This window comes from Nocardia inohanensis NBRC 100128 (genome assembly GCF_001612945.1).
Taxonomy (GTDB): domain Bacteria; phylum Actinomycetota; class Actinomycetes; order Mycobacteriales; family Mycobacteriaceae; genus Nocardia; species Nocardia inohanensis.
Genome location: NZ_BDBK01000005.1, coordinates 61,200 through 87,044, shown reverse-complemented (window position 1 = coordinate 87,044; position 25,845 = coordinate 61,200). Strand labels below are relative to the sequence as shown.

Sequence of the window (25,845 nt, the reverse complement as noted above, 5' to 3'; positions counted from 1 at the left end):
GGAGCGCTTGTCTATTCAAGAAAGAGTGACGAAATTGGCGCAGCATGACAATGAGTCGGCGGCGGCGTGGTTGGGGAGTTTGCTCGGTCCTACTGGAATCGGCGGTGGCAGTGACGATTTCCTGAAGTCGCTGCTCGGGAATGTCGAAGGCGCATCGAATGCCGTCGGCGCGCTGGCCTCTCAGATTCCGAGCTTGACCCTCCCACAGCTGCCCAGCTTCGATATCGGCAAGTCGATCAGCGACTACCTCGGTAAGGGGCAGCAGGCGCTGGCCGCGGCGAACGGGAGCGGTAAGGGCGGATCCTCCAACGGTTTCCAGTTCGACCAGTCCTCGTTGATCAGCAACGCGCTCTCGGGTGCGATCTCCGGTGCGAAGAGCGGCGGGCTGATCAAGGGCATTACCGGCGGTCTCTCCTCGCTCGCCTCATCGGCGGGCAGCCAGATCGGCAGTGCGCTCGGTGGCGCGGTCGGTGCGGCCATGGGCGGAGTGGGCGCGCCTATCGGTGCGGCCATCGGTTCCGTGCTCGGTTCGACCATCGCGTCGACCGGCGCCGACATGGTGCTGAAACCGGTTGAGGACGTTGCCAAATGGGCCGGTGATACGGCCAAGGAAACGATCGGAACCGGTTTCGGGCTCACCGATCTCGCGAAAGGCTCGGGCGGGCGCACCGCTCGGCAGGACATCTACAACTTCAACGGCATGGACCCGAAGAGCGCCGCGATCTCGGTCGAGCGGGTTCGCCGGCGCCGGAGTCTGGCGCAGCAACGCGGAGGAGGTCTCGGACGGTGACCCATCATCTATTGGAAAGACACGACACGAAGGTGGTCGTGTGGGATGTCAACGGGCGCGTGTGGCATCTGTCGGGTGTGAACGGCGGCCGGGAAGGTGTGGCGCTGTCGAAACAGCAGGGCTACATGTTCGCGCCGACCAAGCTGCTCATCTCGGAAGGGGCGCGACAGGACGGTGCTACCTTCCTGCGATCGGTGCGATCGAAGAAGGAATGGGACTTCGTCATCACCATCACCGGCGCGAAAACCGGTGGGACGAACCCGGTTCGGGACTTCTACGCGGTGCACGACGCGTGGTTCCGGGGTTGGTCTACCGATAAGCCGGTGACCGTCGGATACTTCACCCGGCATCAGGGCTGGCGTTTCCAGCAGGCCCAGTTGGACGAGGCGCCCGAATCGGTGGGCGATATGGATCCGGCGCGCAACGGTTTCGCGATCTACAAGATGTCGACATCGGCGATGGATCCGCTGGAACGGCACTTCGACGAGACCGACGTGTGGACCGATACCGGCGGCAACGGCGAAGGTGTGGTGCGGGCGCGCAATGCCGCCGACCAGCCGGCCTGGCCCCGCTACACCATGAACGGGCCCGGCCGCTGGTCGATCCTGGACCCGACCGGCGGCGATACCCCGCGGCTGGTGCAGACCCCGCTGCTCGCCGAAGGCGAGACGCTGCGCATCGACACCCATCCGCGGCATCGCACCGCACGCGTGTACACGCCCGCCACCCCGAACGGCCGGAATGTGTGGTCGCAGATGGCGGGCCGGCGCTGGCTGGCCTCTCTGCCACCGTGGAGCGCTACCGACATCACGGTGAAAGTCGAAGGCGGCAACAGTAAGTCGAGCCTGATCGTCGCGGTCACGCCCCGATCCTCGAGGCCGTTCTGATGAGCGCGCCCGCGGCCTGGGATCCGCACGCCGAATCCCGGCGCATGGACGAAGCGTTCAAGACCGAACAGCAGCAGGTGCGCAATCCCGATGTGCTGGTGCGCTATTGGGATAAGTACATGCGCGAGGTCGGTGAGGAACACTCCTACCTGTCCTTGCAGTTCACCTACCCGCGCAATGCCGCGGGCGGGTTGAAGATGACCTGTCCGCGCGACATGGTGCACTTCGATCACCTGTTCAACAATCCCGACGGCGAAGACGCCACCATCCCGATCACGGTGAACACCAAGGGATTCCGGTGGGACGGCTACATCACCAAGGCGTCCATCGTGCGGGACGAGAACGGTGTCGAGTCGGTCGATATCGAGGCCATCCACGCCTGGAACCATGTCGCCACCATCTGCTGCTGGGCGAGCCCGTTCGCACCGGTGCTGGCGCAGTTCCCGCGCCACCATATCTTGTTCGGCCCGGTTCGCACGCTCGTCACCACCTATCTGACGATGAACCTGATGCGATTGCAGGCCGACGGCTGGACGCCGCCGGATACCGACAAGGACGTCCCGAACTGGGGCAGTGTCGGCAACGCGCTGTTCCCGATCGCGGTGGTCCCGGTGGATCCGCAGACCGATACCAGCCGCTGGTCGGCGGCGTCGGCGCGATTCGATATGGCGGACAAGCTGTTCGCGCCGATGCTGGAGGATTCCGGCGTCATGCTGACGGCCCGGTTCTTCATTCCCGGTGAGGACGAGCAGCCGGCGCCGGAATGGTTCTATCTGGACCGCCCGACCGTCGTCCTGGACACCGTGGACAAGTCCGGCGTCACCGGCCCGACCGGCACCCTGCTGGACGGAATCGTCTCGTGGATCGAGGAATTCGCCGACGACGGCACCACTCCGGTGCGGTATCCGAACTTCGAATCGACCACCGAGTACGAGGCTGTCTACGGCCAGCCCGGTAAGTTCGGCACCTTCAAGAACTTCCCGTGGGTGTGGTACTTCGACGGCGAGTACTCCGGCATCGGCGCTTCGGAAGTGGCACTGCACAAGCCGACCGCTACCGACATCATCATCGGCGGCAAATCACCGGGCTGGGTGAACGCGGCCATCGATATCGCCATCAAGAGCCTGTTGCGCCTGATCGGGATGGACTGGCTGTATCGCGGCCAGCTCGACAATGTGTTCCTGGCCTGGATGGTGTACCGCGATATGAAGCGGGTCGGCCGGGCCGGGCCGTACGCGTTCCGGGAAATCTATATCACCGGCAGCGACAAGGCATTCAATCTCGACGGCCTGGTGGCGGCCCGGCAGGGCCTGCACCTGACCCGCGGCTACACCAGCCACAAGGTGACCGTGGAGGACGGCGCGCCCTACATCCTCGGTAAGGATTTCCAGCTCGGCGACCAGATCGGGTTCGCCATCGACAAGCACGTATTCACCGACTACGTCACCGAACTCACCTTCGTCGACGATCGCGAGAAGTCGGCGACATGGCAGATCACCGTCGGCGACGGCGCGGATGAAGAGGACTCGATCGTCAAGGCGTGGCAGCGGCTCGCCCGCGTCGCATCGGCGGTCAAGGACCTGTCCACCGATGTCGGCGCCGACCTCGATCTGCTCATCTTCTGACCTCGCGAGAAGAGGAGAAAACCTATGGCGGACATCAGTTTTCCCGCCCATATCACCGTGGATCGGGCGCCCGATATCGATGGGTTGCCGGTCCTGACAACGAAAGTCACCGTATCGGATGACGCGGCGAATCTGCCGCTGCCGCCGGGGCCGACCGGGGAGCAGGGGCAGCGCGGGCGACCGCGTGCCACTTTTCGCAAGATGGGGGCGATCGCCGATGCGGCCGCGCGCCCCGTCGGTCTCGGCGCCGAGGATCGCGGTAAATGGTGGCATCGGCTCGACACCAACGGTATGGATGTCTGGACCGGCGCCGATTGGCGGCATTCACCGGACGCCGTCGGACCGCGCGGCGGCGCGAGCGACGGCAACTCCATCACCGTCGTCAAGACCGTGCACCAGGAGCAGTTGACGAACCCGGCGGTCGTATTCAAGGGCCAGGGAGCGGATCAGCGGCTCGAGGTTACCGCGCCGGCCGGGGCCGTCGGCCCGAGAGGACCGGTAGGGACGTCCGGAGCAATCAATCAGGCACCGGATTTCGACCCGTCGATCGCGCCGTCGCAGGGCGGGTTGTTCGCCTATCAACGGGGTTCGCGAAAGTTCCGGCCGGCGCCGGCGCCCAATGGATTCGGTCCCTGGGCGTGGTACGAAACCGATTTCGCGGCGGATCAGGAGGCCGGAGTCGCGCAACTCATGGCGGGGACCTTCCAATTGCCCGCGCTGCCGTTCGCCTGGCGGCCGATCGTCTACGGCAACATGACGTACTACTCGCAGGGCGACGGCGGTCAGCACGCTCGGATCACGGCGCGCCTGCTCCACGGCGAGGGCGAAATCGTGGCCATGTCCGGGTACGACATGGTCACCGGATATCTGTACGCGCCGTTCGCGCCGGCGTACAGCGATTCGGATGTCACCAAGACCCTGTCGCCGACCTCCACCTACGGCACGGTCCCGGTCGGCCAAGCGGTCAACCTCGTGGTCACCGTCGACCGGCTTCGCGTCGACAGCTCCAGCACCGGTGCGATCGGTTACAAGCGCAGCCGTGCATCGCTGGTCGTATTCGCTCAACCCATCTGATCAAGGAGGTGAAATGTCTACTGTTGGTGAGTATTTCGAATCGACTCTGATCCACGGCATCGATGAGGGCATCGGCGCCCCGGGTCTTGTGCAGTCGATGCATGGCACCCCGCGGGACGGGGCCCTGGAGCTCATGACCGGCACGCAGGGTGCGGCCGGGCCGAAAGGCACAGCCGCCCCGGCGTTTCGATGGGAAGGCGATATCGCCGACCCGGCGGCGCTCACCGCGCTGACCCCGATGCTCGGGCTCGCGCATGCCGGCAAGACGTGGCGTATTCGCTCGACGAATGCGTTGATGTATTGGAATGGAACCGGTTTCGAATCGTTCGCCGAGGCGTTCGGCGCCATGGGACCGGACGGCCCGAGCTGCACGGTGGCAATCGGAACTGTGCAAACCGGTCCGGTCGGCAGCCCGCTGGCGGTCACCGTGACCGGAACTCCGCCCACGCTGACCTTGAACCTGACCGTGCCCCGTGGTGTGAAGGGCCGCAAAGGGGAGCCGGGCCCGCCCGGCCCGATCCGGCAGGCCACCGATTACGCGGACGGGGTGCACGATGATCGTGCGGTTCCCATGTGGGATGCGGTGGCGGGCAAATGGACTCCGCGACCCTTCCCCGGCGTGCGTGGACCCTGGTCCATCGTCGAGAACAACGCTTGGGACGGCGGGGCCGGTTTCGCGGCATCGCAGACGAATGTCGGTACCTCCCCGAATGTGGTCGCGCAGTTGAAGATTCCCGCGCAGGACGCCAACTGGCGGCCGGTCATCAGCGGTGGAACGGTGGTGCGGACAACCGAAGGCGGACAGAGCTTCACCACACGTATCGATACCGAGGTGCGCATCGGCTCGGCCACCGGTCAGATTGTCGCGCTGGGCTCCGGAATGCCTTTCGGCATGTTCCACTTCAACAAGCTCCAGCCGTTCTTCGGCGTCAACGGTCTCACTCCGAACAGCTCGGTGGGCGTGGTGCCGAAGGGGCAGCCGGTCACGCTGTACGTCGTGTTGCGCCGGAATCAGGGCGACTCCAATTACACCTATTCCCAAGGCGGATCCCATATCGTCTGCTTCGCACAACCCGTGGTGACTCCATGACCGACACACAGAACACCGTCTACGACGACGACATCATGATCACCATGCGCGGTGTCTCCGACTCGATCGGTCTGCCGTACACCGTGAACCCGATCGAATTGATCGATCGGCAAGCGCTGATCGAACTCCGCGAAGGTCCACCCGGACCGCCCGGACCCGACGGCGACGCCGCCTGGCCGTGGCTGTGGCAGGGCGATATCGCGAGTCCGGCGGCACTGGCCGCGTTGAATCTGACCATCGCGGATGCGCGTAAGGCGTGGCGGGTGGTATCCGAGAACGCGATCTACTACTGGACCGGGCTCGAGCTGGTCGGGCTGTCCGACGCGTTCCGGGCGGCGGGCCGCAAGGGCGCACCGAATGCCCTCACCGGCACGGCCGTCGCGGGCGCACCGGGATCGGCGGCCTCCGCACGTGTGGTCGGAACCAGCCCCGGCCAGCAGTTGGAGATCACCTTCCCGCGCGGGGAGACCGGTGACCCGGGCGATCCCGGTGGGCCGGGACGTATCCAGGATGCCGGCGACGTGCAGATCGACGATGCTCATCCGCTCGGCCAGGACTATGTGCTGGCGTGGAACAGCGCGGCGGGAAAATTCCAGCCGCGCCCGAGCCCGCGAGTGAGCGGGCCGTGGGCGATCGCCGCCGGGCAGTTCACCGGTGTCTCGAATACCTCCGAGGCCAAGCGTGTCGTCGCGACCATCACCATTCCGGCCCAGCCGGTGAAATGGCGTCCCGTGGTCGAGGGCGGGCTTATCGTCCAGACGCACACGGCCACGCTCGAAGCAACGCGATGCGATATCGAGGTTCGACTCGGCAGCCCGGATGGTGAACTGGTCGGCTACGGCTATGCCCACGGGGCGGCGAACGTGATCCGCGAACAGATCTCGCCGAAGTTCGAACATCCGGTCAGCCCGGATTCGACCGTGGGTGTGGTGCCCGAGAATCGCACCGTCACCCTGTATGTGATCGTGCGACGGGTGGTGGGCAGCGCGGGCTACACCGTTATCACCCAGGGCGCTCAACTCATCGTCTACGCCCAGCCCGTATAGCGGTGGCATTCACCTCCTCGTCGGCCTCGCGGTGCGGGGCCGACCTCCCCAATCGATCCGGTATGCCGATTTCGGCTGCCCGTTGCTCGAAAGGCATTGATCCATGGCCGATCTGCCCCCGTTGAAATATGGAAAGGTGGTCGGGCGATTCCTCGCCAATATCGCCGACGGCCCCGATCTCGGTGATCTTCCCGAGTTCCTGCCCATGACCGGAACCGTCACGTTCAGCGCCGACGCTCCGAAAATCCTGGTGGCCCAGGCCCAACCGAGCCCGGCCACCTACGTGCAGCTCCCGCAACACTATGAATGCCAGCTCGACGAGTTCGGATACCTCACTTGGCGTGGCCAGCGCGGCGTGCGCCTGGTCGCTCCGAGCGAGGCCACCAATCCGAAGGATTGGACCTGGCGGGTGTCGTTCGATCTGTCCTACGACGGCGACCGGATTCCGATGGAATCGTTCAGTTTCGCTGTGCCGGAATACGTTCCGGGTGCTGATGTGAACAACCCGGATGCCGGCTCGACCGGCTTGGTCGATCTCACCCTGGTCTCGCCCGTTCCCGCCACCACGGGAAGCGGGATCGTGCGCGGTGAGCGCGGTGCGGGTCTCCAGGTGGACGGCCAGGTCGCCACCTACGGTGCCCTGCCCGCCGCGCCGAAGGAAGGCGCGCAGTACGTGGTCAAGGCCGATGGCCTGCTGTACGTGTTCCATGCCGCCGCGGGCGGTTGGACTCCGAACGGACAGGGCATTGTCATCCGCGGACCCGCCGGTACCACCGATTGGGCCGGAATCACCGGTAAGCCGGCCACTTTCGCGCCGGTGATCGGATCCACCTCCACCACCGCGGTGGCGGGTAACGATCCGCGGCTGACCGACGCGCGCACCCCGACCACCCATACCCATACGGTCGCCCAGATCTCCGACGCGACCGCGTTCGGGCGCACCTTGCTCACGGTGGCGGACGCGGCGGCGACACGAACCGCGATCGGCACGATCGCCGACAGTGATTCGCGGCTGACCAATGCCCGTACGCCGACCGCGACCGGTCAGCTCTACGACATCGCGTTCAAGTCCCACAACGGAACTCGAACCGTGGGCGCGGGCAATGTGATGCCCGAGGGACTGCGGATGGAGCGCAAGATCTCCGTCTCGTCGGTGACCTACCGCTGTGAGACCGCCGGTACCGGCAATCTCGTCGTGGAACTGCGTTTGAACGGGACCGCGGTGGCCGGCTCGTCCGCGACGATCGCGGCCGGTAGTCACACCACCGACACCACCGTCACACCGGGCACGCCGTGGACGTTCAATGCGAACGATCGCCTCACCGTGCAGATCACGACGCTCGATACCGCTGCCGGCAAGGGGCTGCAAGCCAGCTTGAAGGGAGTGACGATCTGATGTCGCTCATCATCGTCGGCGGAGCGCCCATGGTGGAAGTCTTCGACGATTTCAACCGCGCTGATGGTGGACTCGGCGCGAACTACGTGACATTGGTCAGCGCGCCGCAGCTCGTCGGTGGGAAGGCGCAGGCCACCGCGGCGGGGGTGAATACGTCGCGGGTCTGCGACGCCCGTCATGTCACGCCACTGAGCGGTGATGCCCAGGAAGTCGTCTGCACCGTGGCGAATCCCAGCGGGACCTACTCGAACGTCCTCGGATCCGGGCCGTTCCTGCGCTGTTCCGCCAGCGGTGATCGGGTCGCGGTCGGGATCACGAGCGACAAGGTGGCCATCGTGACCTACAGCGGCGGCACCTGGACCGATCGTGGGAGCGTGACGTCTTCGACGCCGAGCACCGTGCGGATGACCGCTATCGGGAACGTCTACACCGTGTATGTCAATGGCTCGGCGACACCGGCGGTGACCTGGACCGACACCGGCGGCGTGATCGGAATCGGGGACACGAACCGGTTCTGGGGTGTGTACGCGAGCAGCCAGACCAACTTCGCGGGCAGCACCACCTACGGCTACGGGATCGATTCGATCACCGCCCGCGATTTGTAATCAGGAACCGTAAAAGGCCCCGATCCATAATGGATCGGGGCCTTTTCGCCGTTCTGAAGGCCGATCCGGTGTCAACCGGCGAGCTTGGCCAGCAGGGCGGCGAATTCGGCGCGGGAGAGGAAGCCGTCGCCGTCGAGATCGGCTGCGGTGAGCAGGGATTCGGCGGAGGCGTCGGTCAGGTCGGGGCAGGTGCGGAGCAGGGATTCCAGTTCTTCCAGCTCGATCAGTTCGTTCTGGTTGACGTCGAAGGTGTCGAAAGCGGCGTTCGGATCGGTGATTTCGGGGTCGCGGCCGAGGCGGGCGGCTTCGAATTCGGCTCGGGAGATGAGGAAGTCGCCGTCGGTGTCGGCGGCGGCTACCAGGCGTTCCACGGCTTCGGCGTCGATTTCGAGGCCGAGGGCGGTGATGCCGGCCAGGATGTCCTCGGCGGAGATCTGGCCGTCGCCGTCGCGGTCCCAGAGGGCGAAGGTGTCGGCGGGGTGGTCGGTCGCCACGGGGCGCTCCTCGGGGGTGGGAATGTGGTTCGTACCTGGGGAATTCGACAGTACCGGGGGTGGTGGGGTCAAGGGTGGGTGTCAGCCGCGGACCTGGCGGCGGTAGGTGAGTTTGTCGAATTCGCGGCCGTATTCGTCGACCGCGACCACGTCCATCTCCGAGGAGAAGAAGCCGGGGCGGACGTCTACGCGCAGGAAGGAGTAGTTGCGGAAGCGGACTCGGGACCAGGGGGCGGCTTCGTCCTGTTTCTTGCCGCCGGAGAGCCAGACGTAGCTGTTGGGGACGGCGGTGTCGGGAACCTCGTGGCCGCGATAGGTTTCCGGCGAGCCGGGCTGGAAGCCGTAGCGGGGGCGGCCGCCGCCGCCGACCGTGTAGTAGACGGTGCCGTCGGTCTCGGGGTAGACGATGGCGTTGTCGGAGGCCGCGCGGGTGGGGCTGCCGGCGCGGATGGGGTCGGTGCGTTCGAAGATGTGGTTGTGGCCTTGCAGCACCAGATCCACCTGGTAGCGGTCGAACAGGGCGCACCAGGCTTCGCGGACGCCGCCGTCGCTGGCGTGCGAATCGGTGGTGGAGTAGGCGCAGTGGTGGAAGAAGCAGACGATGAAGTCGATGTTCGGGTCGCCGCGGTAGGCGGCGAGAGTGCGCTCCACCCAGGTGTTCTGGGCGCCGCCGGAGTAGCCGAAGTTGGCGCGGATCTCGTAGGAGACGTCATTGGCGTCCAGTGACAGGACCGCGAGATTGCCGTAGGTGAAGGAGTAGGCCGAGGGGCAGCCGGTCGGTCCGTTGCCGGGGAAGTCCAGCCGCGCGAGATGGCCGCCGTAGCCGCGGGTGTCGTAGGCGGCCTCCATATCGTGATTGCCGGTCGCGAACATCCACGGGGTGACCGAGGCGCTGGGTTCGATCGCACCGAAGTAGACATCCCAGACGTACGGATTGAACTTGTCGAAGCCGCCCGCGAGAGTGCCGCCGGCGGGCACGAATTGGGGATTCTTGCCGCCGCCGGACGGGTCGGCGTACGCGATGTCGCCGGCCAGCACATGGAAATCGGGGCGGCTCTCCACGATCTGCCGCATCACGTTCGCGGCGTGCGGGACGGTGGGATCGTTGTCCGGCTTGTAGTACCAGTCGTCGTAATCGCCCCGGACCACACCGGCGGGCTGGGTCGGCGTCTCGTCCGCGCCCTGATCACCCATCATGGTGAAACGGAAGGGCAGCAAGGCATTTCGGGCCGTCGGCATGGCCGGAGCCGCGGCCCGGATGTCCCCGGCGAACCCGTCCGAGGTGCGCCAGCGGTAGAAGTGCGGCACCCGCCCGGGCAGGCCGTCCAGCGGCGCGTGCACATAGAACTGTTCCGCCGCCAGGATCCCGCCGTCACTGGACGGGATCTGGGTCACCAGGTTCCGCACCTCGGCCTCGATGGTCCCGCCCAGTGCGGGCGTCGGCCCGTGATCCAGGAAAACCTTGCCATCATGCGGATTTCGCGATAATTGCGCCGAAAACCGCAGCTGGCCGGCCGCATCACCACCGAACCCCACATGCCGCCCGGCAACCGCCAGCTGCCCCTCCTCGGCATATGCCCCGGTGGCGAACGGCGAACACCCGACCGCCGTGACAGCAGCCGTCACCGCCGACCCGCGCAGGAAGTTCCGCCGCGACACCGGATGCCGGCGCAGGAACGACCGATGCCATTCATGCTGTTCATCCATGGTGGTGCGGGCGGCGATCTCGGCCGGAATCCCGGTATCGGGGATATCGCCGGCGGGATTCAGTTGGTTCGACGGCATGAGTTCGGATGCTGGTCTACCCATGCGTCATGGGCAACCCGACACCACCGGCGTAGCCGCGAATTCTCGGTGAATTCTGACTGGGAGCGAGCCGGGACCGCCTCACCGAATGGGTACGCGGGTGTCATCTGAGTCGTATGCTGAGCTCCTCGAACCACGTCGAGACTGGGAGGGGACGTGCCGGGGGAAGACATACTCGGCCACTATCGGCTCGTGAGGCTGCTCGGTCGCGGCGGAATGGGGCAGGTATGGCTGGCCGAGGACACCCGGTTGGGCCGGGAGGTCGCGCTCAAGGTGCTGCCGCCGGAACTGGCTACCGATTCCGAGTACCGGCGTAGGTTCGAGCGGGAAGCGCGACTGGCCGCGAAGCTGCGCGGCCCGCACGTGGTGCCTATCCATTCGTTCGGTGAGCTGGATGGGCGGCTCTTCATCGAGATGGAGTTCGTCGAGGGATCCGATCTCGGCAAGATACTGGACTCGCAAGGCGCACTGACGCCGCGTCGTGCGGTCGACCTGGTGGCCCAGGTCGCGGCGGCACTCGATGTCGCGCACGCGGCGGGGCTGGTGCATCGCGATGTGAAACCTTCGAATGTGCTGACACTCTCGAGCGGCTTCGCGTATCTCATCGATTTCGGCATCGCCCGGGGCGGCGGCCAGACCGCAATAACCTCCACCGGGATGGCGGTCGGGACCTGGGCATACATGGCTCCGGAACGGTTTTCCGGAGGCGAGGACTTGCGCTCGGACGTTTACTCGCTGGCCTGCCTGCTTTTCGAATGCCTCACGGGCGAGCGACCTTTCGGCCAGACCAATCCCGCGCAGCAGATGGCGGCACATCTGACCACCCCGCCGCCTCGGCTGAGTGACCGGCATCCGCAACTGCCCGCTGCGCTCGATGCGGTAATCGGGCGCGGGATGGCGAAGGACCCGGCGCAGCGGTTCGCCAGTGCGGGTGAACTCGCGGGTGCCGCGCAGGCCGCGATGGAAGGACGCCCGCCGCCGGCTGCCACTACCCCGCCCACTGTGAAATGGGGCGGAGGAGTAGATGTTCCGGACCGCTCCGGAGCGCGGAGTGTCTCGTCCCCGCTGTCGTACCCGCCGAGCTACCCGCTGACGCCACCGCCGAGCCGGACCGCGACGCCGGGATATACGCCACGGCCGATGCCGGTGTCGAGCGGTCTCTTCGCGCCGAATGGCCAACCACCACAGCACTATCGATCCGTGCCGGCTCACCCTGTAGGGGCACCCGGCTACAACGTCGCCGTGGCCCTGCCGCAAAATGCGCGGCCGATCAGCACCGGTCGGATCGTGTGGTGGGTCGTTCTGGGACTGCTCCTGGGATGCTCCGCGTTCCTGACGCTGGGCGCCATCGTTACGACCTTGTCCGGCGACGGCTTCGGCTCCACCGGTGACAACATCGGCGCGAACTTGTTCTTCAACGCCCCGTCGGTGATCTTCGGTTTCGTCGCCTATCGGCAGTGGCGAAAGTTTCGGCGCTAGTAGCGGTGGGCCCGCAAACCGAACGGCGCGACCGGGTTTCGGTCGCGCCGTTTCAGCGTGCGTCAGCAGTTGCGGAGCTCGGGGCTCTGGTTGAGCAGCTGGGCGCGGGTGGAGATGAAGGTGCTGTAGGTGTCACCGCCGACCGAGGTGAGCGGGAAGGCCGCTACCCGGTGGCAGTTCTGGAAGGCGAGCTTGACGCCGAAATGGCGTTCCAGGCCGCCTCGGATGGCATCCGAGGCCATGGCGCGCAGCAGCTGGCCGCGGGCCGTCTCGTCCGGCGGGGGGATGACATTGTCGGCGTATTCGGCTGTGCCGGAACGCAGATCGGCGGCCACCCGGCTGACTACCTCGTAGGCGTAAGGCAGTGAGGTCTTCACACATTCGACGAATTCGTCGTCGCTGACTTCACCGCGTTCAGCACGTTCCAGTAGTGCGGTAGGGACGTCGAGTGACATATCGCTCTCCTCATGGGATGGCGGAAATGGTGTCAGCCGATTCTAGATGACAAAGGTTGTCAATAACCCTGGATTCACCACGAAAGTGCGCGGTTCAGAGCGGTTTTCGCATCCCGGGACAGTTGCCGCACCAGCTCGCCGGCCGTTAGCTCGGGGGCGAGCGAATGCGCTTGACCTGCCCAGAGATTCACCGCGTCGGCATTGCCCTCGGCTCGCGCGGCGGCGCGCAAAGGCCCGGTGGCGTAATGGATCTCGGGGTAGGCGGCGGGCGCGCCGGGATGGTCCAGCATGAACTTGTTGGCCAGCCCGCGGGCCCGGCGGCCGGTGAAGGCACGGGTCAGCATGGTGGGGGTGTCGAGGGTGACGGCGGTGCGCACCAGCGGCGCGGTGCCGGCCTCGGGGCAGCGCAGGAACGCGGTGCCGATCTGCCCGGCCGCGGCGCCGGCGGCGAGCACGGCGGCCAGCCCGGCGCCGGTGGCGATGCCGCCCGCCGCGATCAGCGGCACCGAGACGGCGGCGCGCAGCAATTGCAGCAATGCGAGCAGACCCAGCGGATCGGTCACGTCCTCCTCGGGCCGGTCGGCGAAACTGCCGCGATGCCCGCCCGCCTCCGCGCCCTGGGCGATGAGCGCGTCCGCGCCCGCCTCGATCGCGAGCTGCGCCTCGGCCACCGAGGTGACCGTCACCCACACCTCGGTCCCCACCGCGTGCAACCACCCGATCTCCGCGGCGGTCGGGCAGCCGAAGGTGCAGGACACCACCGGCACCGGATCGGCGAGCAGCAGCTCGAGCTTGGCCCCCCACTGGTCGGTGTCGTGGCGCGGTTCGCCGACGGGGAAGTCGCGCGCGATCTCCGCTATATAAGAGGCGAACCGGTCGGTCGGCGTCGGCGCGGACGGATAGAAGAGATTCACCCCGAACGCTCTGCCGGTCGCGGCCCGGGTGGCGGTGATCCGCTCACCCAGCGCGGCCGTGCTCAGATACCCGGCCGCGACGAAACCCAGCCCGCCCGCCTCGGAGACCGCCGCGGCGAGTTCGGGAGTGGACGGTCCGCCGGCCATGGGGGCCAGCACGACGGGTGTACCCAGTTCGTCGAGAATCATTCCCCCAGTCTGCCCCTCGGGTTACCCTTTGTGATCAAGCGTTCGACTGCTCGACCTGGGCGTTTCGCAGAAAAGGTTGCGGAATGGTCACGAGCGAGTACAGTTTCCGTCACAGCGATGCCGAATCGTTACCGGATCCCCGAACGCTAGGACGAGCTTTGCCGCACCACCGAGAGACCGCGAACTCCGTATCGGTTATGGACTTGCTTGGTGATTCCGGTGCCGGCCGTGCGGGCCGCCGGCGTCACCGGGCCGAAGCCTCCACCGTCGATCGCGTGAAGACCGTCGCCGGAGTCGCGGTCGCCGCGGGCGCCATCATCGGCACCGGCGCCCAGCTGGTTCCCGCCCTCGCACACGCCGCTCCGATGCTCCCGGGCCACGACGAGAAGTCGATCGGTGAGGATGTGGCACTGGCTGATTCGGCCACCCAGCTCCGCCAGGCCAAGGGCGCCGTCGCCGAGGCCGCACCCGTCGCGGACGCCGCGCCGGTCGCCCAGGCCGCCCCGATCGCCGATGCGAACGCCTCCGCGCCGTTCGGCTTGCAGAACCTTCCCCCGGAGATCGCCAACCCCCTGGCTCAGGCCGAGGCCACGCTGAAGAACCTGCAACAGCAGTTCTCTCCGCAGGCCGCGGTCCGCCCGGTGGCCGGCGTCATCAGCTCCGGTTTCGGCGCCCGCTGGGGCGCCATGCACTACGGGCTCGACTTCGCCGACACCATCGGCGCCCCCATCCACTCCGCCATGGGCGGCACCGTGGTTGAGGCGGGTCCCGCCAGCGGTTTCGGCCTTTGGGTCCGCGTCCTACAGGACGACGGCACCACCGCTGTCTACGGTCACGTCAATGACATGCTGGTCTCGGCCGGACAGCGGGTCAACACCGGAGACGTGATCGCCACCGTCGGAAATCGCGGCAACTCCACCGGACCTCACCTGCACCTCGAGATCTGGGACGCCGCCGGAAACAAGATGGATCCGCTGCCATGGTTGGCCAGCAAGGGCGTCATCATGCAGCAGCAGTGGGGCCCGGACCAGTAGACAGGTCACCGGCACCGGTGAACGGGCGGTTCCCCGCGGACCGTCGAGTTCCGGTAGGTGCGGTGACTACCCTCGATGATCTCTTCGACCCGGCATCCCTGCACGGTCGCGCCTACGCGATCCTGGTGCAGCATCCCCGGTCGACGGCGATCGAAGTAGCCGAGCGCCTGAGCTGCCCTCCCCGCGTGGCCGAGGCCGCGCTCGAAGCGCTGTGCCATCTCGAGGCAGCGGTGCGTCTCACCGAGAGCAACGGTACCGTGCGCTGGGACGCGCACGCGCCGGAAGCCTTGTCCGAGGCCGAATCTCGCCGCCGCAATCACGATCTGCTGCGCATGCAGTCGGCCGCCGCGCGCCTGGGTGAGACCTTCCGTTCGGTGCGCCGCACCACCGATGCCGACGGCGCGGTGGTGGCCGTCTACGAACGCCGCCAGCTGCTCGCCGATTTCGAGGACCTCCAGCACACCGCGCATCAGTGCGTGAAAGTCGTCGAGCGCGGACCTTTCCTGTCCGACGTGGAGACCGAAGAGCGGATGTTCGAGCTCAAGTCCTCACGCATCACCGCGGGCATCGACTACCGGACGCTGTATCAGGAGACCATCTACCAGGATCCGGAGCGGCTGCGACATGTGCTGGCCACCAATGCCGTCGGCGCGCTGGCCCGCACCCTGCCCGATCCGCCGTTGAAGCTGATCGTCGCCGACGACCGCCGCGCGGTGCTGGTGCTGCACACCGACGAACGCCGCGGCGACCCCATGGGTATCCGGGTCGGCCCGTCGCCCACGCTGGATCTGCTGGTCAAGACCTTCGACGCGCTGTGGTCGATGGCGACGCCGATCTCGGTCAATCCGACCGAGGCGCTCGACGAACGCGACCGCGCCATCCTGACGCTGATGAGCATGGGCGCCACCGACGACACCATCGCCCGCCGTCTGGGACTGTCCCGCCGGACCGTGGTGCGGCGCACCGCCAGCCTGCTGGAACGCCTCGGCGCGAGCACCCGCTTTCAGGCGGGAGTGCAGGCCACCCGGCGCGGCTGGCTGTGAATTGTGGTGTATTTCACTCGTGTTCGTGAAGCTGCAACGCCGCGGCACTCCCGTTCCGATGGGTGAGTAGAACTCGGGCGGTCCTACCGCTCCGGTGAGCCCGTATAGGATTGCTCGGACCGCTCGCACTGCCCACGGACACGGCACCGACCGTGGGGCGGAGGCCGAATTCGCATCGGCTTCGGGCGGAACCTGATGAACGCGAGAGGTGAATACACTCGAATGGAAACTGCCCGCCGTTCCGCTCGTGGTAACCGTCGTCGGCGGTCCGGCAGCCAGCTTTTCGGGCAGCTTCTGACCGCCTCGGTCGAGTCGGCTGCCGACTCGGTGGCGATCCGGTTCAATCCGACCGGGGACCCTTCCGACCAGCGCGAACTCACCTACCGCGAACTCGACGAAGCCTCCTCGCGGCTGGCTCGCGAACTCATCGAACGAGGGGTCGGCCCGGGGGACGTGGTCGGCATCGGGATCAGCCGGTCCATCGAATCGGTGCTGGCTGTCTGGGCCATCGCCAAGGCGGGCGCGGCCTACGTTCCGGTCGATCCGAAGTATCCGGCCGATCGCATCGAATACCTGCTCTCGGACTCGCGCGCGGTGCTGGGCGTGACCGTCGCGGAGCATCGCGGCGTACTCGGTGACACCGTCGAGTGGCTGCAACTCGACGATCCGGCGAACGCGGCGCGCATCGCGGCGCGGCCCGCGCACCCCATCTCGTATGCGGACCGGGTGCGACCGCTGACCGAACAGCATCCGGCCTACCTCATCTACACCTCGGGTTCGACCGGCAAGCCCAAGGGCGTCGTCGTCACCCACACCGGCCTGGGCGGCCTGGTCGCGGCCGAACGCGAGCACTACGCCGTCGAGCCGGGCTCGCGGGTGTTGCATGTCTGTTCGCCGAACTTCGACGTCTCGGTGCTGGAACTGCTGCTCGCCTTCTCCTCCGGTTCGACCCTGGTGGTCTCCCCGCCGACCGTCTTCGGCGGTCCGGATCTGGCGAATCTGCTGCGGCGCGAACGCGTCTCGCACATGCTCATCACCCCGGCCGCCCTGGAGTCGGTCGACTCGGCGGACCTGGACGATCTGAAGGTCGTGGTCGTCGCCGGTGACAAGTTCGGCCCGGAACTGGTGGCCCGCTGGGCGACGCCGGGGCGCGCGTTCTACAACGGCTACGGTCCGACCGAGGCCACCATCCTCGCGACCAGCAGCGCGGCCATGGTGCCGGGCGAACCCATCACCATCGGCTCCGCGATTCCGGGGGTGGGGGCCTTCGTGCTCGATACCCGGCTGCGGCCGGTGCCCGCGGGCGTGATCGGCGAGCTGTACCTGTCCGGTCCCGCGCTCGCGCAGGGCTACCTCGGTCGGCCGGGGCTCACCTCGGAACGCTTCGTGGCCAGCCCCTTCGGTGGTGACGAGAACCCGGGTGCGCGGCTGTACCGGACCGGTGACCTGGTGCGGTACCACCGCGAGGACGGGGTCATCGAATACCTGGGCCGCTCGGACTTCCAGGTGAAGATCCGCGGTTTCCGCATCGAGCTGGGCGAGATCGACAACGCCCTCACCGCGCACCCGGACATCGATTTCGCGGCGACCATGGGCAAGACGCTGCCCTCGGGCGCGACCGCCCTGGTGGCGTACGTACTTCCGGCCGCGGGCCGGCCCGTCGATACCGCGGCGCTCGCCGAATTCGTCGGCGAGAGCCTGCCGCCGCACATGGTGCCCTCGGCGATCATGGTGCTGAGCGAGCTGCCGCTGACCCCGAACGGCAAGCTCGATCGCGCGGCGCTGCCGGAACCGGTCTTCCCGGTCACCACCTCCCGGCCGCCGTCCGGGCCGGTGGAAACCCAGCTGGCCGAATTGTTCTCGCAGCTGCTGCGGACCGAAGAGGTCGGCGCGGACGATTCGTTCTTCGCCATCGGCGGCGACTCGATCATGTCGATCCAGCTGGTGTCGCGGGCGCGGGCGCTGGGCATCGTGTTCACGCCGCAGGACGTGTTCGAGCAGCGGACCGTGGCCGGGCTGGCCAAGGTGGCCGTGGTCGGCGACGAGAACGTGGTCGCCGCGCTGGAGGAGCTGCCGGGCGGCGGCGTGGGCGAGATCCCGCTGACGCCGGTGCTCGCCGAATACCTGAAAGACGGTGTGTCGGACCGGTTCTCGCAGAGCATGGTGCTGACCCTGCCCGAGGGCATCGACCGGGCCGGGATCGCGGACACGCTCTCCGCCGTGCTGGCGCATCACGATGTGCTGCGGTCCCGTTTGCAGCGCGATGGCGACGGCTGGTCGTTGCAGGTGCCGCCGGAGTCCGCCGTCGATGCCGATGCGTTGATCGCCGAGGTCGAACTGCCCGCCGGTGTGCAGGGCGCGGAGCTGGCCCGGTTGGGCAGCGCCGCAATGGATTCCACCATGGCCGCGCTGGACCCGATGGCCGGCCGCATGGTCACCGCGACCTGGGTGCGGCGGCCCGACGCCGCCGACCTGCTGCTGCTGGTGGCGCATCACTACGTGATCGACGGCGTCTCCTGGCGCATTCTCATTTCCGATCTGGTGCTGGCCTGGATGCAGCGCGCGGCCGGGCAGCGGCCGTCGCTCCCCGGCGTCGGCACCTCGTTCCGCCGTTGGGCGCACGCGCTCACCGACGCCGCGACCGATGACGTGCGCCGCGGCGAACTCGACTACTGGCGCGCGGCGCTCACCGCGCCCGATCCGCTGCTGGGCGCGCGGGCGCTGGACGCGGCCGTCGACACCTATGCGACGGTGCGCCGCTTCAACATTCAGATTCCGGCCGAGGTCACCGAGGCCGTGCTGACCGAGGTCCCGGCGCTGTATCGCGGCGGCGTGAACGACGGCCTGCTGGCGGCGCTGGCGCTGGCGGTGCGGTCCTGGCGGGATCGCCGCGGCGTCGACGCACCCGTCACCCGGGTGCGCATGGAGGGCCACGGTCGTGAGGAGAGCGTCGTCCCCGGCGCGGATATCACCCGCACGGTCGGCTGGTTCACCACCGTCTACCCGGTCGCGCTGGACCTGACCGGGGTGGACACCGCCGCCGCGCTGGAGGGCGGCGCGGCCACCGCCGGTGTGCTGCGCGCGATCAAGGAACAGCTGCTGGCCTTGCCGGACAAGGGCATCGGCTTCGGTCTGCTGCGGCACCTCGATCCGGCGGCGGCGGGCGAGCTCGCCGGACCGGTCGCGCAGATCGGCTTCAACTACCTGGGCCGCATCTCCACCAGCGAGATCACCGAAGCGCCGGGCGGGGCCGCCTGGCTGCCGACCGATGCGCTGGGTGAGCTCGAGGTCGATCAGGATCTCGCGATGCCCGCGAGCACGGTCGTCGATATCAATGCCATCGTCACCGACGGCGAGGCCGGACCGCGCATGTCGGTCTCGTTCCAGTACGCCGCCGAAATCCTCGACGAGGCCGCCGTACGCGAACTGGCGCAGGACTGGGTGGCGGCGCTGACCGCGGTCGCCCGACACGTGAAGGACCCGGCCGCAGGCGGTTTGACGCCGTCGGACGTGCCGCTGGTGCGGGCCACCCAGGTGGAGCTGGACTCGTGGCGGCAGGCATACCCGGGGCTGTCGGACGTGCTGCCGCTCTCGCCGCTGGCCGCCGGTCTGTACTTCCACGCCCAGCTGACCGCCGGGGCCGCGGACGATTACGTCACCCAGTTCGCGCTGGAGCTGGCGGGCACGGTCGATCTGGACCGCATGCGCCGCGCCTCCGCCGCCATCCTGGAGCGGCACGCCGCATTGCGCGCCGCCTTCGTCACCGCCGCCGACGGCACCCCGGTGCAGGTGGTCGTCGATGCCATCGAAACGCCGTGGCAGCTGGTCGAAAACGTTGCCGACGAGGACATTCCGGCCCTGCTGGAGCAGGATCAGCGCACCCGCTTCGACCCGGCCGTCGCGCCGCTCATGCGCTTCACGGTGTACCGCACCGTCACCGGCCGCATCCACTTCGTGCTGACCACGCACCATCTGCTCTTCGACGGCTGGTCGCTGCCGCTGTTGATGAAGGATCTGCTGATCTCCTATGCGACGCACGGTGATTCGTCGCTGCTGCCGCCGGTGCGCCCGTACCGCGACTACCTGACCTGGCTCTCGCGCCAGGACCGGGCGGCCACGCTGGAGAAGTGGCGCGCCACCCTGACCGGCGCGCAGCCGACCCTGGTCGCGGGCGTGCTGGAGCGCCCCGCCGCACCGGAGATCGGTTACGGCGAAATCGAATTCGAGCTCTCCGAGGCGGAGACCGCCGCTGTCACCGCGTTCGCGGCGAACTCCGAGGTCACCGTCAACACCGTGGTGCAGTCGGCCTGGGCGCTGCTGCTGGCCGCGCTCACCGACCGCGAGGATGTCGTCTTCGGCGCGGTCGTCTCCGGCCGCCCGCCGCAACTGGACGGCGTGGACGAGATGATCGGCCTGTTCGTCAACACCATCCCGGTGCGCGTGCGCTTCGACGCCGAATGGACCGTGCGGGAACTGCTGAACCGCGTGCAGTCCGAGCAGGCGGGCCTGCTCGAACACCACTACCTCGGCCTCGCCGAGACCCAGAGCGCGGCCGGTACCGGCGGCGCCTTCGATTCGCTGGTCGCCTACGAGTCCTACCCGGTCGATGCCGAGGGCTTGCAACAGGCCGGCAGCAATATCGACGGCCTGGAGGTGGCCGGGGTCAAGGGCGTCACCTTCACCCACTACCCGGTGACCGTGGTCGTGGAATCCGGTGCGCGCCTGCACTTCAAGGTGTGGCACCGCCGCGACACCGTTTCCGAACCGGCGGCCCGTGCCCTCGCGGACCTGCTGCGCGCGCTGGTCGGGCGATTCGCCGGGCTGCCGTCGGACACCGTTGCGGCGCAGTCGAACTGGTGGCTGGCCACGGCTCCCGCCGGCCAGCTGGAGCTGCCCGCCGATCGGCTGCGCCCGGCCGCGCCCTCGCGGCGTGGCAACGAACTGCATCTGGACCTCTACCCCGAGGTGCATTCGGCGCTGGATCGGCTGGCGCGACGCCATGATTCGAGCCTGTTCACCGTCGTGCGCGCGGCCTTCACGGTGCTGCTGTCGCGGCTGTCGGGCGGCGTGCGGGATATCGCCATGGGCGCGGTGGCCGCGGACAGCGTTGCCGCGCCGGGTGTTTCGGTCGCCGACGCGGTCGTGCTGCGCACCGAGATCGATCCGGGCGTCGCCTTCGCCGACCTGCTCGACCTGGTCCGCGACGCCGATGCCGTCGCGCTCGGCCGCGGCGACGGCGGCTCCGAACGCCTGGCCGACGTGCTCGATTCGGTGCGCGGGGCGGCCGGTCAGCCGCCGTTCCAGGTGCTCATCACCGCCGGAAAAGCCGGCTACAGCAATGGCATCGCGCAGGTCGACCTGCAACTGGATGTGACCGAACGGGCCGCGGCCGCGGGCATGGCACTCACCTTCACCTACGCCACCGATCTGTTCGAACCGGCGACCGTGCAGGACTTCGCCGATCGCCTGGCCCGGCTGCTCACCGCGGTGGCCGCCGACGAACGCGCGGTGGTCGGCGATATCGACCTGTACGCCCCGGGCGAGCGGGATCTGGTGCTGCACGAATGGAATACGCCGGGAGCGCCGATTCCGGACGTGACCCTGGTCGACCTCATCACCGCGCAGGCGCGGCAGCGGCCGGGCGCTCCGGCCGTGCGCTTCGACGGCGAGACGCTGAGCTTCGATGAGCTGGTGCGCCGGGCCAACCGGGTGGCGCGGGCGCTCATCGCCTACGGCGCGGGCCCGGAATCGCTGGTGGCGGTTGCCGTTCCGCGGACCGGACAACTGCCGGTGGCGCTACTGTCGGTGCTGGTCGCGGGCGCGGGCTACCTACCCATCGATACCGCCTACCCGGCGCAGCGGCTGGAATTCATGCTGGGCGATGCCAAGCCCGCCTGCATTCTGACCACCTCCGCCGAACGGGATGCGGTGCCCGCCGGGGACATTCCGGTGGTGCTGCTCGATGAGCTCGCCGGCTTCTCCGACGCCCCCGTCACCGATGCCGATCGCCGCGCCCCGCTGCGCTCGGATCAGCTGGCCTACGTCATCTACACCTCCGGCTCCACCGGTGTGCCCAAGGGCGTCGGCGTCACCCATCGCAATGTGGTGGAGCTGTTCGCGAACACCCAGGCGCACTTCGATTTCGACGAGAACGACGTGTGGACGCTGTTCCACTCCTTCGCCTTCGACTTCTCGGTGTGGGAACTGTGGTGCGCGCTGGCCAATGGCGGCGCTGTCGTGGTGGTCGACCACCTCACCTCGCGTTCGCCGGAACAGTTCCGCGAGTTGCTGATTCGCGAACGGGTCACGGTGCTCAACCAGACCCCGTCCGCCTTCTACCAGCTGGCCGAGGCCGACCGGGCCGCCGCCGCGGAGGACCGCGACTACGCCCTGCGCTACGTCGTATTCGGCGGCGAGGCATTGGATCTGCGTCAGCTGCGCCGCTGGTACGACCGGCATCCGGCCGACGCGCCGGTGCTGGTGAACATGTACGGCATCACCGAGACCACGGTGCACGTGTCGTTCGTGGCTTTGGACGAAGCCTTCGCCGAGCAGCCGAGCAGCATTATCGGCCGCGCGCTGCCGGGGCTGAGCGCGCGCGTGCTGGACCAGCGCCTGAACCCGGCCCCGGTCGGGGTCGCGGGTGAGATCTATGTCGACGGCAACCAGCTGTCCCGGGGTTACCTGGGCCGCCCGAGCCTGACCGCCGCCCGCTTCGTGGCCAACCCGTACGGCCCGCCCGGCTCGCGCATGTACCGCGCCGGTGACGTCGGCCGCTGGTGCGGTTTCGGCGGCGAGGCCAACCTCGAGTACGCGGGCCGCAGCGACCAGCAAGTGCAGTTGCGCGGCTTCCGCATCGAACTCGGCGAGATCGAGTCGGCGCTGCTGCGCCTGCCCGGCATCAGCCAGGCGGTCGCCGTGGTGCGCACCGACAACGGCGTCGATCAGCTGGTCGGCTACGTGGTGCCCGAGGGCGATCTCGCCATCGATCAGGCCGCGATGAAGTCGGCACTGGGCGAATTCCTCACCGGCTACATGGTTCCCGATGCCCTGGTGGCGCTGGAGACGCTGCCGCTCACCCCGAACGGCAAGCTGGACCGCAAGGCGCTGCCGGCACCGGAATTCGGCGGCTCGGCGGAGTTCCGCGCACCGCGCACCGAGACCGAACGGGTAGTGGCCGCCGAATTCGCGGCGCTGCTCGGCGCGGCCGAGGTCGGCGTGGACGACGACTTCTTCAGCCTCGGCGGCAACTCGCTGCTCGCCACCCGCGCGCTGGCCCGCATCAACGAGGCGCTGGGCGCGAATCTCGCGGTGCGCGACCTGTTCGAGGCGTCGACGGTGGCCGGGCTGGCCGCCAAGGTGGTCGCCGGGGCGGCCGAGCACCGGCCCGCGCTGGTGCGCGGCGAACGCCCCGAGCGGGTGCCGCTGTCGCTGGCTCAGCAGCGCATGTGGATCCTCAACCAGATCGATCCCGAGTCGCCCGCCTACAACATCCCACTGGCACTGCGGCTTTCGGGCACCCTGGACATCGCCGCGCTGCGCCAGGCCGTGCTGGATGTGCTGGAGCGGCACGAATCGCTGCGCACCCGGTACCCGGTGGACGCGGATGGCATTGCGTACCAGGAGATCCTGCCCGTCGAGCAGGCGCTGCCCGGCGGTCTGGCGATCGGCCCGCGCGCCGATGCGCTGAACCGCATGACCGCGGTGCTCGCCGGTGGCTTCGACGTCACCGCCGAGGTGCCGGTGCGGGCGCTGCTCTGCACCGACGGGGACGCCGGGACCGAGCATTACCTGGTCGTGGTGGTGCATCACATCACCGCCGACGCCGCGTCGCTGCCGCCGCTGGCCCGCGACCTCATCACCGCGTATGTGGCTCGCACCCAGGGTGATTCGCCCGCCTGGGCGCCGCTCGCGGTGCAGTACGCCGACTTCGCGCTCTGGCAGCGCGAGGTCATCGGCACCGACGACGACGAGAACTCGGTCGCCGCGGGGCAATTGGCGTTCTGGCGGGATCAGCTCGACGGAGCCGCCGGCTCCCTGGATCTGCCGCTGGACCGCCCCCGGCCCGCGGTGCGGACCATGCAGGGCGGCGCCACCACCTTCACGGTGCCGGCCGAGGTGCACGAGGGCTTGGCGCGTATCGCTCGCGAGCACAATGCCTCGCTGTTCATGGTCGTGCACGCCGCGCTGGCCGCGCTGCTCTCGCGCCTGTCCGGCAGCCGCGATGTCACCATCGGCACGCCCATCGCGGGCCGTGGCGAGCGGGTGCTCGACGATGTGGTCGGCATGTTCGTCAACACCTTGGCGCTGCGCACCGCCGTCGATTCCGCCGCCGCCTTCGGCGATCTGGTGGACGCGGCCCGCGAGGCCGACCTGGCCGCCTACGGCAATGCCGACATCCCGTTCGAGCGCGTGGTCGAGGCGGTCGCCGCCGATCGGGCACAGGGCTCGGATTCGCTGTTCCAGGTGGTGCTCTCGTTCCAGAACAACGAGCAGGCCAGCCTGGAGCTGCCCGGCCTGAACATCACCGCGCTCGATACCGGCGCGATGGCGGCCAAGTTCGATCTCCAGGTCACCATCGACCCGCGGCAGTGGGAGGACGGTCCGATCGGGGAGATCGCGGGCGCCATCACCTATGCCTCGGACATCTTCGACGAGGCCACCGTCCGCACCTTCGGGGAGCGGTTGCAGCGGCTGCTGGCCGCGGTGGCCGCCGATCCGCGCCAGAGTGTGGGCGCCATCGAATTCGGTGGGACGCAGGCTCGTCCGCAGGCGGCCGCACCGGTCGTCGAAACCGCCGCCGTCACCCGCGGCACCCAGTTGCCGCAGTTGCTGACCGCCGCGGTCGAGGACGATCCGGACGGCCCCGCGCTGGTGTGGGGCGAGGAGGCGCTGTCCTACGCCGAACTCGATGCTCGCTCTTCGCGTTTGGCGCGGGTGCTGATCGGGCGCGGTTGCGGTCCGGGCACCGGGGTCGCGGTGCGCCTGGATCGCGGCATCGATCTGGTGGTGGCCACCTGGGCGGTGCTCAAGTCGGGTGCGGCGCTGGTGCCGGTCGCGAGCACCGAGACCGAACTGCCCGCCGAGTTGCTGATCAAGGTCGGGCTGACGGCCGGCGCGGGTGCGTCGGCCGACGGCGTCGATTGGCTGGTGCTGTCCGACCCGGCGCTGGTCGCCGAGATCGCCGCCGCCTCACCGCGTCCGGTCACCTACGCCAACCGGACCCGCGCGCTCCAGGGCGCGGACACCGCGTTCGTGCACGGTGCGCGGACGCTCGGCTATGACGAACTTGCCGAGGTGGTGAGCCGGATCGGCAGCCGGACCGAGCTGACCTTCGAGTCCCGCACGCTGCGGTTCGGTCGCCCGGACGCGCTCGCCGCCGTGGTCGAGGTGCTCGCGGCGGGCGCGGGCGGGGCCTCGGTCGTGGTCACCGCGGTCGAATCCGGGACCGAGCCGGCCGACCTGCTCGCCGATGAATGGGTGACCCACTTGTTCACCGACGCAGCGGGATTGGACGGCGTGGGCGTGGAACCGCTGGAGGATCTCCAGGCCGTCATCGTGGACGAGGGTCCGGTGGATGCCGCCGCCGCCCGGGTGCCGTGGGTCGGGACCGTCGTTTCCCTCTGATACGTACGCCGGACCGAGCGGCGGGCGGGTATCCGCCGACGAACGTGGTTCTGTGCGATCACCATTGGTGGTCGCGCAGAACCATATTTGTTTAGGGCAACATAATTCGGGCTATCTCTCTCGGAGAAATGGCGACTTTCCGGACCGGTCGCGGTTGCGGCTCGACCGATACCGTGACCGATATAGGGGCCTATACGACGACGCAAATAGCGACCTGAACAGTTGCCTATTCCGCCGAATTGGAACCGTGTCCATACCGCGCGAAGTCCGTTGTGCCGTGCGTCACTTCGA

16 protein-coding genes are annotated in these 25,845 nt (G+C 68.2%); 12 read left to right on the top strand and 4 right to left on the bottom strand.

The genetic code is table 11. From position 1 onward, the window contains the following. Nucleotides 1-25: 25 nt before the first annotated feature. The 8 genes from NI1_RS13620 to NI1_RS13585 all read left to right on the top strand — a co-directional run bounded on the left by NI1_RS13620 (nucleotide 26) and on the right by NI1_RS13585 (nucleotide 8,513). Nucleotides 26-790, top strand: a complete 765-nt coding sequence (locus NI1_RS13620; RefSeq protein ID WP_067819492.1) for a hypothetical protein — start codon at nucleotides 26-28, stop codon at nucleotides 788-790. Further along, nucleotides 787-1,677: a phage tail protein gene (locus NI1_RS13615; RefSeq protein WP_067819489.1), complete on the top strand. Its 891-nt coding sequence runs from the start codon at nucleotides 787-789 to the stop codon at nucleotides 1,675-1,677. The genes NI1_RS13620 and NI1_RS13615 overlap by 4 nt, the downstream gene beginning before the upstream one ends. After that, nucleotides 1,677-3,302: a Gp37-like protein gene (locus tag NI1_RS13610; protein WP_067819486.1), complete on the top strand. Its 1,626-nt coding sequence runs from the start codon at nucleotides 1,677-1,679 to the stop codon at nucleotides 3,300-3,302. The genes NI1_RS13615 and NI1_RS13610 overlap by 1 nt, the downstream gene beginning before the upstream one ends. A 24-nt stretch (nucleotides 3,303-3,326) precedes the next feature. Next, the gene (locus tag NI1_RS13605) at nucleotides 3,327-4,376 is read left to right on the top strand and encodes a hypothetical protein (protein ID WP_067819483.1); all 1,050 of its coding nucleotides are present in this window, start codon (nucleotides 3,327-3,329) and stop codon (nucleotides 4,374-4,376) included. A gap of 13 nt (nucleotides 4,377-4,389) precedes the next feature. Further along, entirely contained in the window at nucleotides 4,390-5,466 is a 1,077-nt protein-coding gene (locus NI1_RS13600; protein ID WP_067819480.1) for a hypothetical protein, read from the top strand. Further along, entirely contained in the window at nucleotides 5,463-6,512 is a 1,050-nt protein-coding gene (locus NI1_RS13595; protein WP_067819477.1) for a hypothetical protein, read from the top strand. Before NI1_RS13600 ends, NI1_RS13595 begins: the two co-directional genes overlap by 4 nt. A 103-nt stretch (nucleotides 6,513-6,615) precedes the next feature. Beyond that, entirely contained in the window at nucleotides 6,616-7,908 is a 1,293-nt protein-coding gene (locus tag NI1_RS13590) for a hypothetical protein (protein ID WP_067819474.1), read from the top strand. Further along, a complete protein-coding gene (locus tag NI1_RS13585; RefSeq protein ID WP_067819471.1) occupies nucleotides 7,908-8,513 on the top strand; it encodes a DUF7257 domain-containing protein in 606 nt (201 codons plus the stop codon). Before NI1_RS13590 ends, NI1_RS13585 begins: the two co-directional genes overlap by 1 nt. 71 nt (nucleotides 8,514-8,584) lie before the next feature. Here the strand turns inward: NI1_RS13585 and NI1_RS13580 are convergent, their stop codons facing one another. Together NI1_RS13580 and NI1_RS13575 are read right to left on the bottom strand one after the other, a co-directional pair. Next, nucleotides 8,585-9,007: an EF-hand domain-containing protein gene (locus NI1_RS13580; protein ID WP_067819468.1), complete on the bottom strand. Its 423-nt coding sequence runs from the start codon at nucleotides 9,005-9,007 to the stop codon at nucleotides 8,585-8,587. 81 nt (nucleotides 9,008-9,088) lie between these two features. Continuing rightward, complete coding sequence (locus tag NI1_RS13575) at nucleotides 9,089-10,792, bottom strand: metallophosphoesterase (RefSeq protein WP_067819465.1); 1,704 nt, start codon at nucleotides 10,790-10,792, stop codon at nucleotides 9,089-9,091. A 177-nt stretch (nucleotides 10,793-10,969) separates the two neighbouring features. Between NI1_RS13575 and NI1_RS13570 the strand changes: the two genes are divergently transcribed. Then, nucleotides 10,970-12,292 (top strand): serine/threonine-protein kinase, encoded by a 1,323-nt coding sequence (locus NI1_RS13570; RefSeq protein ID WP_245663206.1) that lies wholly within the window; start codon nucleotides 10,970-10,972, stop codon nucleotides 12,290-12,292. Between the two features lie 62 nt (nucleotides 12,293-12,354). Here NI1_RS13570 and NI1_RS13565 read toward each other — a convergent pair whose 3' ends face one another. Then, nucleotides 12,355-12,747 (bottom strand): SCO5389 family protein, encoded by a 393-nt coding sequence (locus NI1_RS13565; RefSeq protein WP_067819459.1) that lies wholly within the window; start codon nucleotides 12,745-12,747, stop codon nucleotides 12,355-12,357. Nucleotides 12,748-12,821: 74 nt separating this feature from the next. Beyond that, nucleotides 12,822-13,850 carry a nitronate monooxygenase gene (locus NI1_RS13560; RefSeq protein WP_067819456.1) on the bottom strand — a complete coding sequence of 343 codons (1,029 nt, stop codon included), beginning with the start codon at nucleotides 13,848-13,850 and terminating at the stop codon, nucleotides 12,822-12,824. Nucleotides 13,851-14,047: 197 nt separating this feature from the next. On the opposite strand from NI1_RS13560, the gene NI1_RS13555 reads away from it, so the two are divergent. The 3 genes from NI1_RS13555 (at nucleotide 14,048) to NI1_RS38475 (ending at nucleotide 25,554) form a co-directional block, all read left to right on the top strand. Further along, nucleotides 14,048-14,884, top strand: a complete 837-nt coding sequence (locus NI1_RS13555) for a M23 family metallopeptidase (protein ID WP_067819453.1) — start codon at nucleotides 14,048-14,050, stop codon at nucleotides 14,882-14,884. A 62-nt stretch (nucleotides 14,885-14,946) separates the two neighbouring features. Further along, nucleotides 14,947-15,927: a helix-turn-helix transcriptional regulator gene (locus NI1_RS13550; protein ID WP_067819450.1), complete on the top strand. Its 981-nt coding sequence runs from the start codon at nucleotides 14,947-14,949 to the stop codon at nucleotides 15,925-15,927. Nucleotides 15,928-16,149: 222 nt separating this feature from the next. Next, nucleotides 16,150-25,554 (top strand): non-ribosomal peptide synthetase, encoded by a 9,405-nt coding sequence (locus tag NI1_RS38475; RefSeq protein WP_245663205.1) that lies wholly within the window; start codon nucleotides 16,150-16,152, stop codon nucleotides 25,552-25,554. The last annotated feature ends 291 nt before the right edge of the window (nucleotides 25,555-25,845 follow it).

What these genes read in the sequence shown, in the direction of transcription:
- NI1_RS13610 (WP_067819486.1), top strand. Translation starts at nt 1,677, where the DNA reads ATGAGCGCGCCCGCGGCCTGGGATCCGCACGCCGAATCCCGGCGCATG.
- NI1_RS13605 (WP_067819483.1), top strand. Translation starts at nt 3,327, where the DNA reads ATGGCGGACATCAGTTTTCCCGCCCATATCACCGTGGATCGGGCGCCC.
- NI1_RS13600 (WP_067819480.1), top strand. Translation starts at nt 4,390, where the DNA reads ATGTCTACTGTTGGTGAGTATTTCGAATCGACTCTGATCCACGGCATC.
- NI1_RS13595 (WP_067819477.1), top strand. Translation starts at nt 5,463, where the DNA reads ATGACCGACACACAGAACACCGTCTACGACGACGACATCATGATCACC.
- NI1_RS13590 (WP_067819474.1), top strand. Translation starts at nt 6,616, where the DNA reads ATGGCCGATCTGCCCCCGTTGAAATATGGAAAGGTGGTCGGGCGATTC.
- NI1_RS13585 (WP_067819471.1), top strand. Translation starts at nt 7,908, where the DNA reads ATGTCGCTCATCATCGTCGGCGGAGCGCCCATGGTGGAAGTCTTCGAC.
- NI1_RS13575 (WP_067819465.1), bottom strand. Translation starts at nt 10,792, where the DNA reads ATGCCGTCGAACCAACTGAATCCCGCCGGCGATATCCCCGATACCGGG.
- NI1_RS13565 (WP_067819459.1), bottom strand. Translation starts at nt 12,747, where the DNA reads ATGTCACTCGACGTCCCTACCGCACTACTGGAACGTGCTGAACGCGGT.
- NI1_RS13560 (WP_067819456.1), bottom strand. Translation starts at nt 13,850, where the DNA reads ATGATTCTCGACGAACTGGGTACACCCGTCGTGCTGGCCCCCATGGCC.
- NI1_RS13555 (WP_067819453.1), top strand. Translation starts at nt 14,048, where the DNA reads ATGGACTTGCTTGGTGATTCCGGTGCCGGCCGTGCGGGCCGCCGGCGT.
- NI1_RS38475 (WP_245663205.1), top strand. Translation starts at nt 16,150, where the DNA reads ATGGAAACTGCCCGCCGTTCCGCTCGTGGTAACCGTCGTCGGCGGTCC.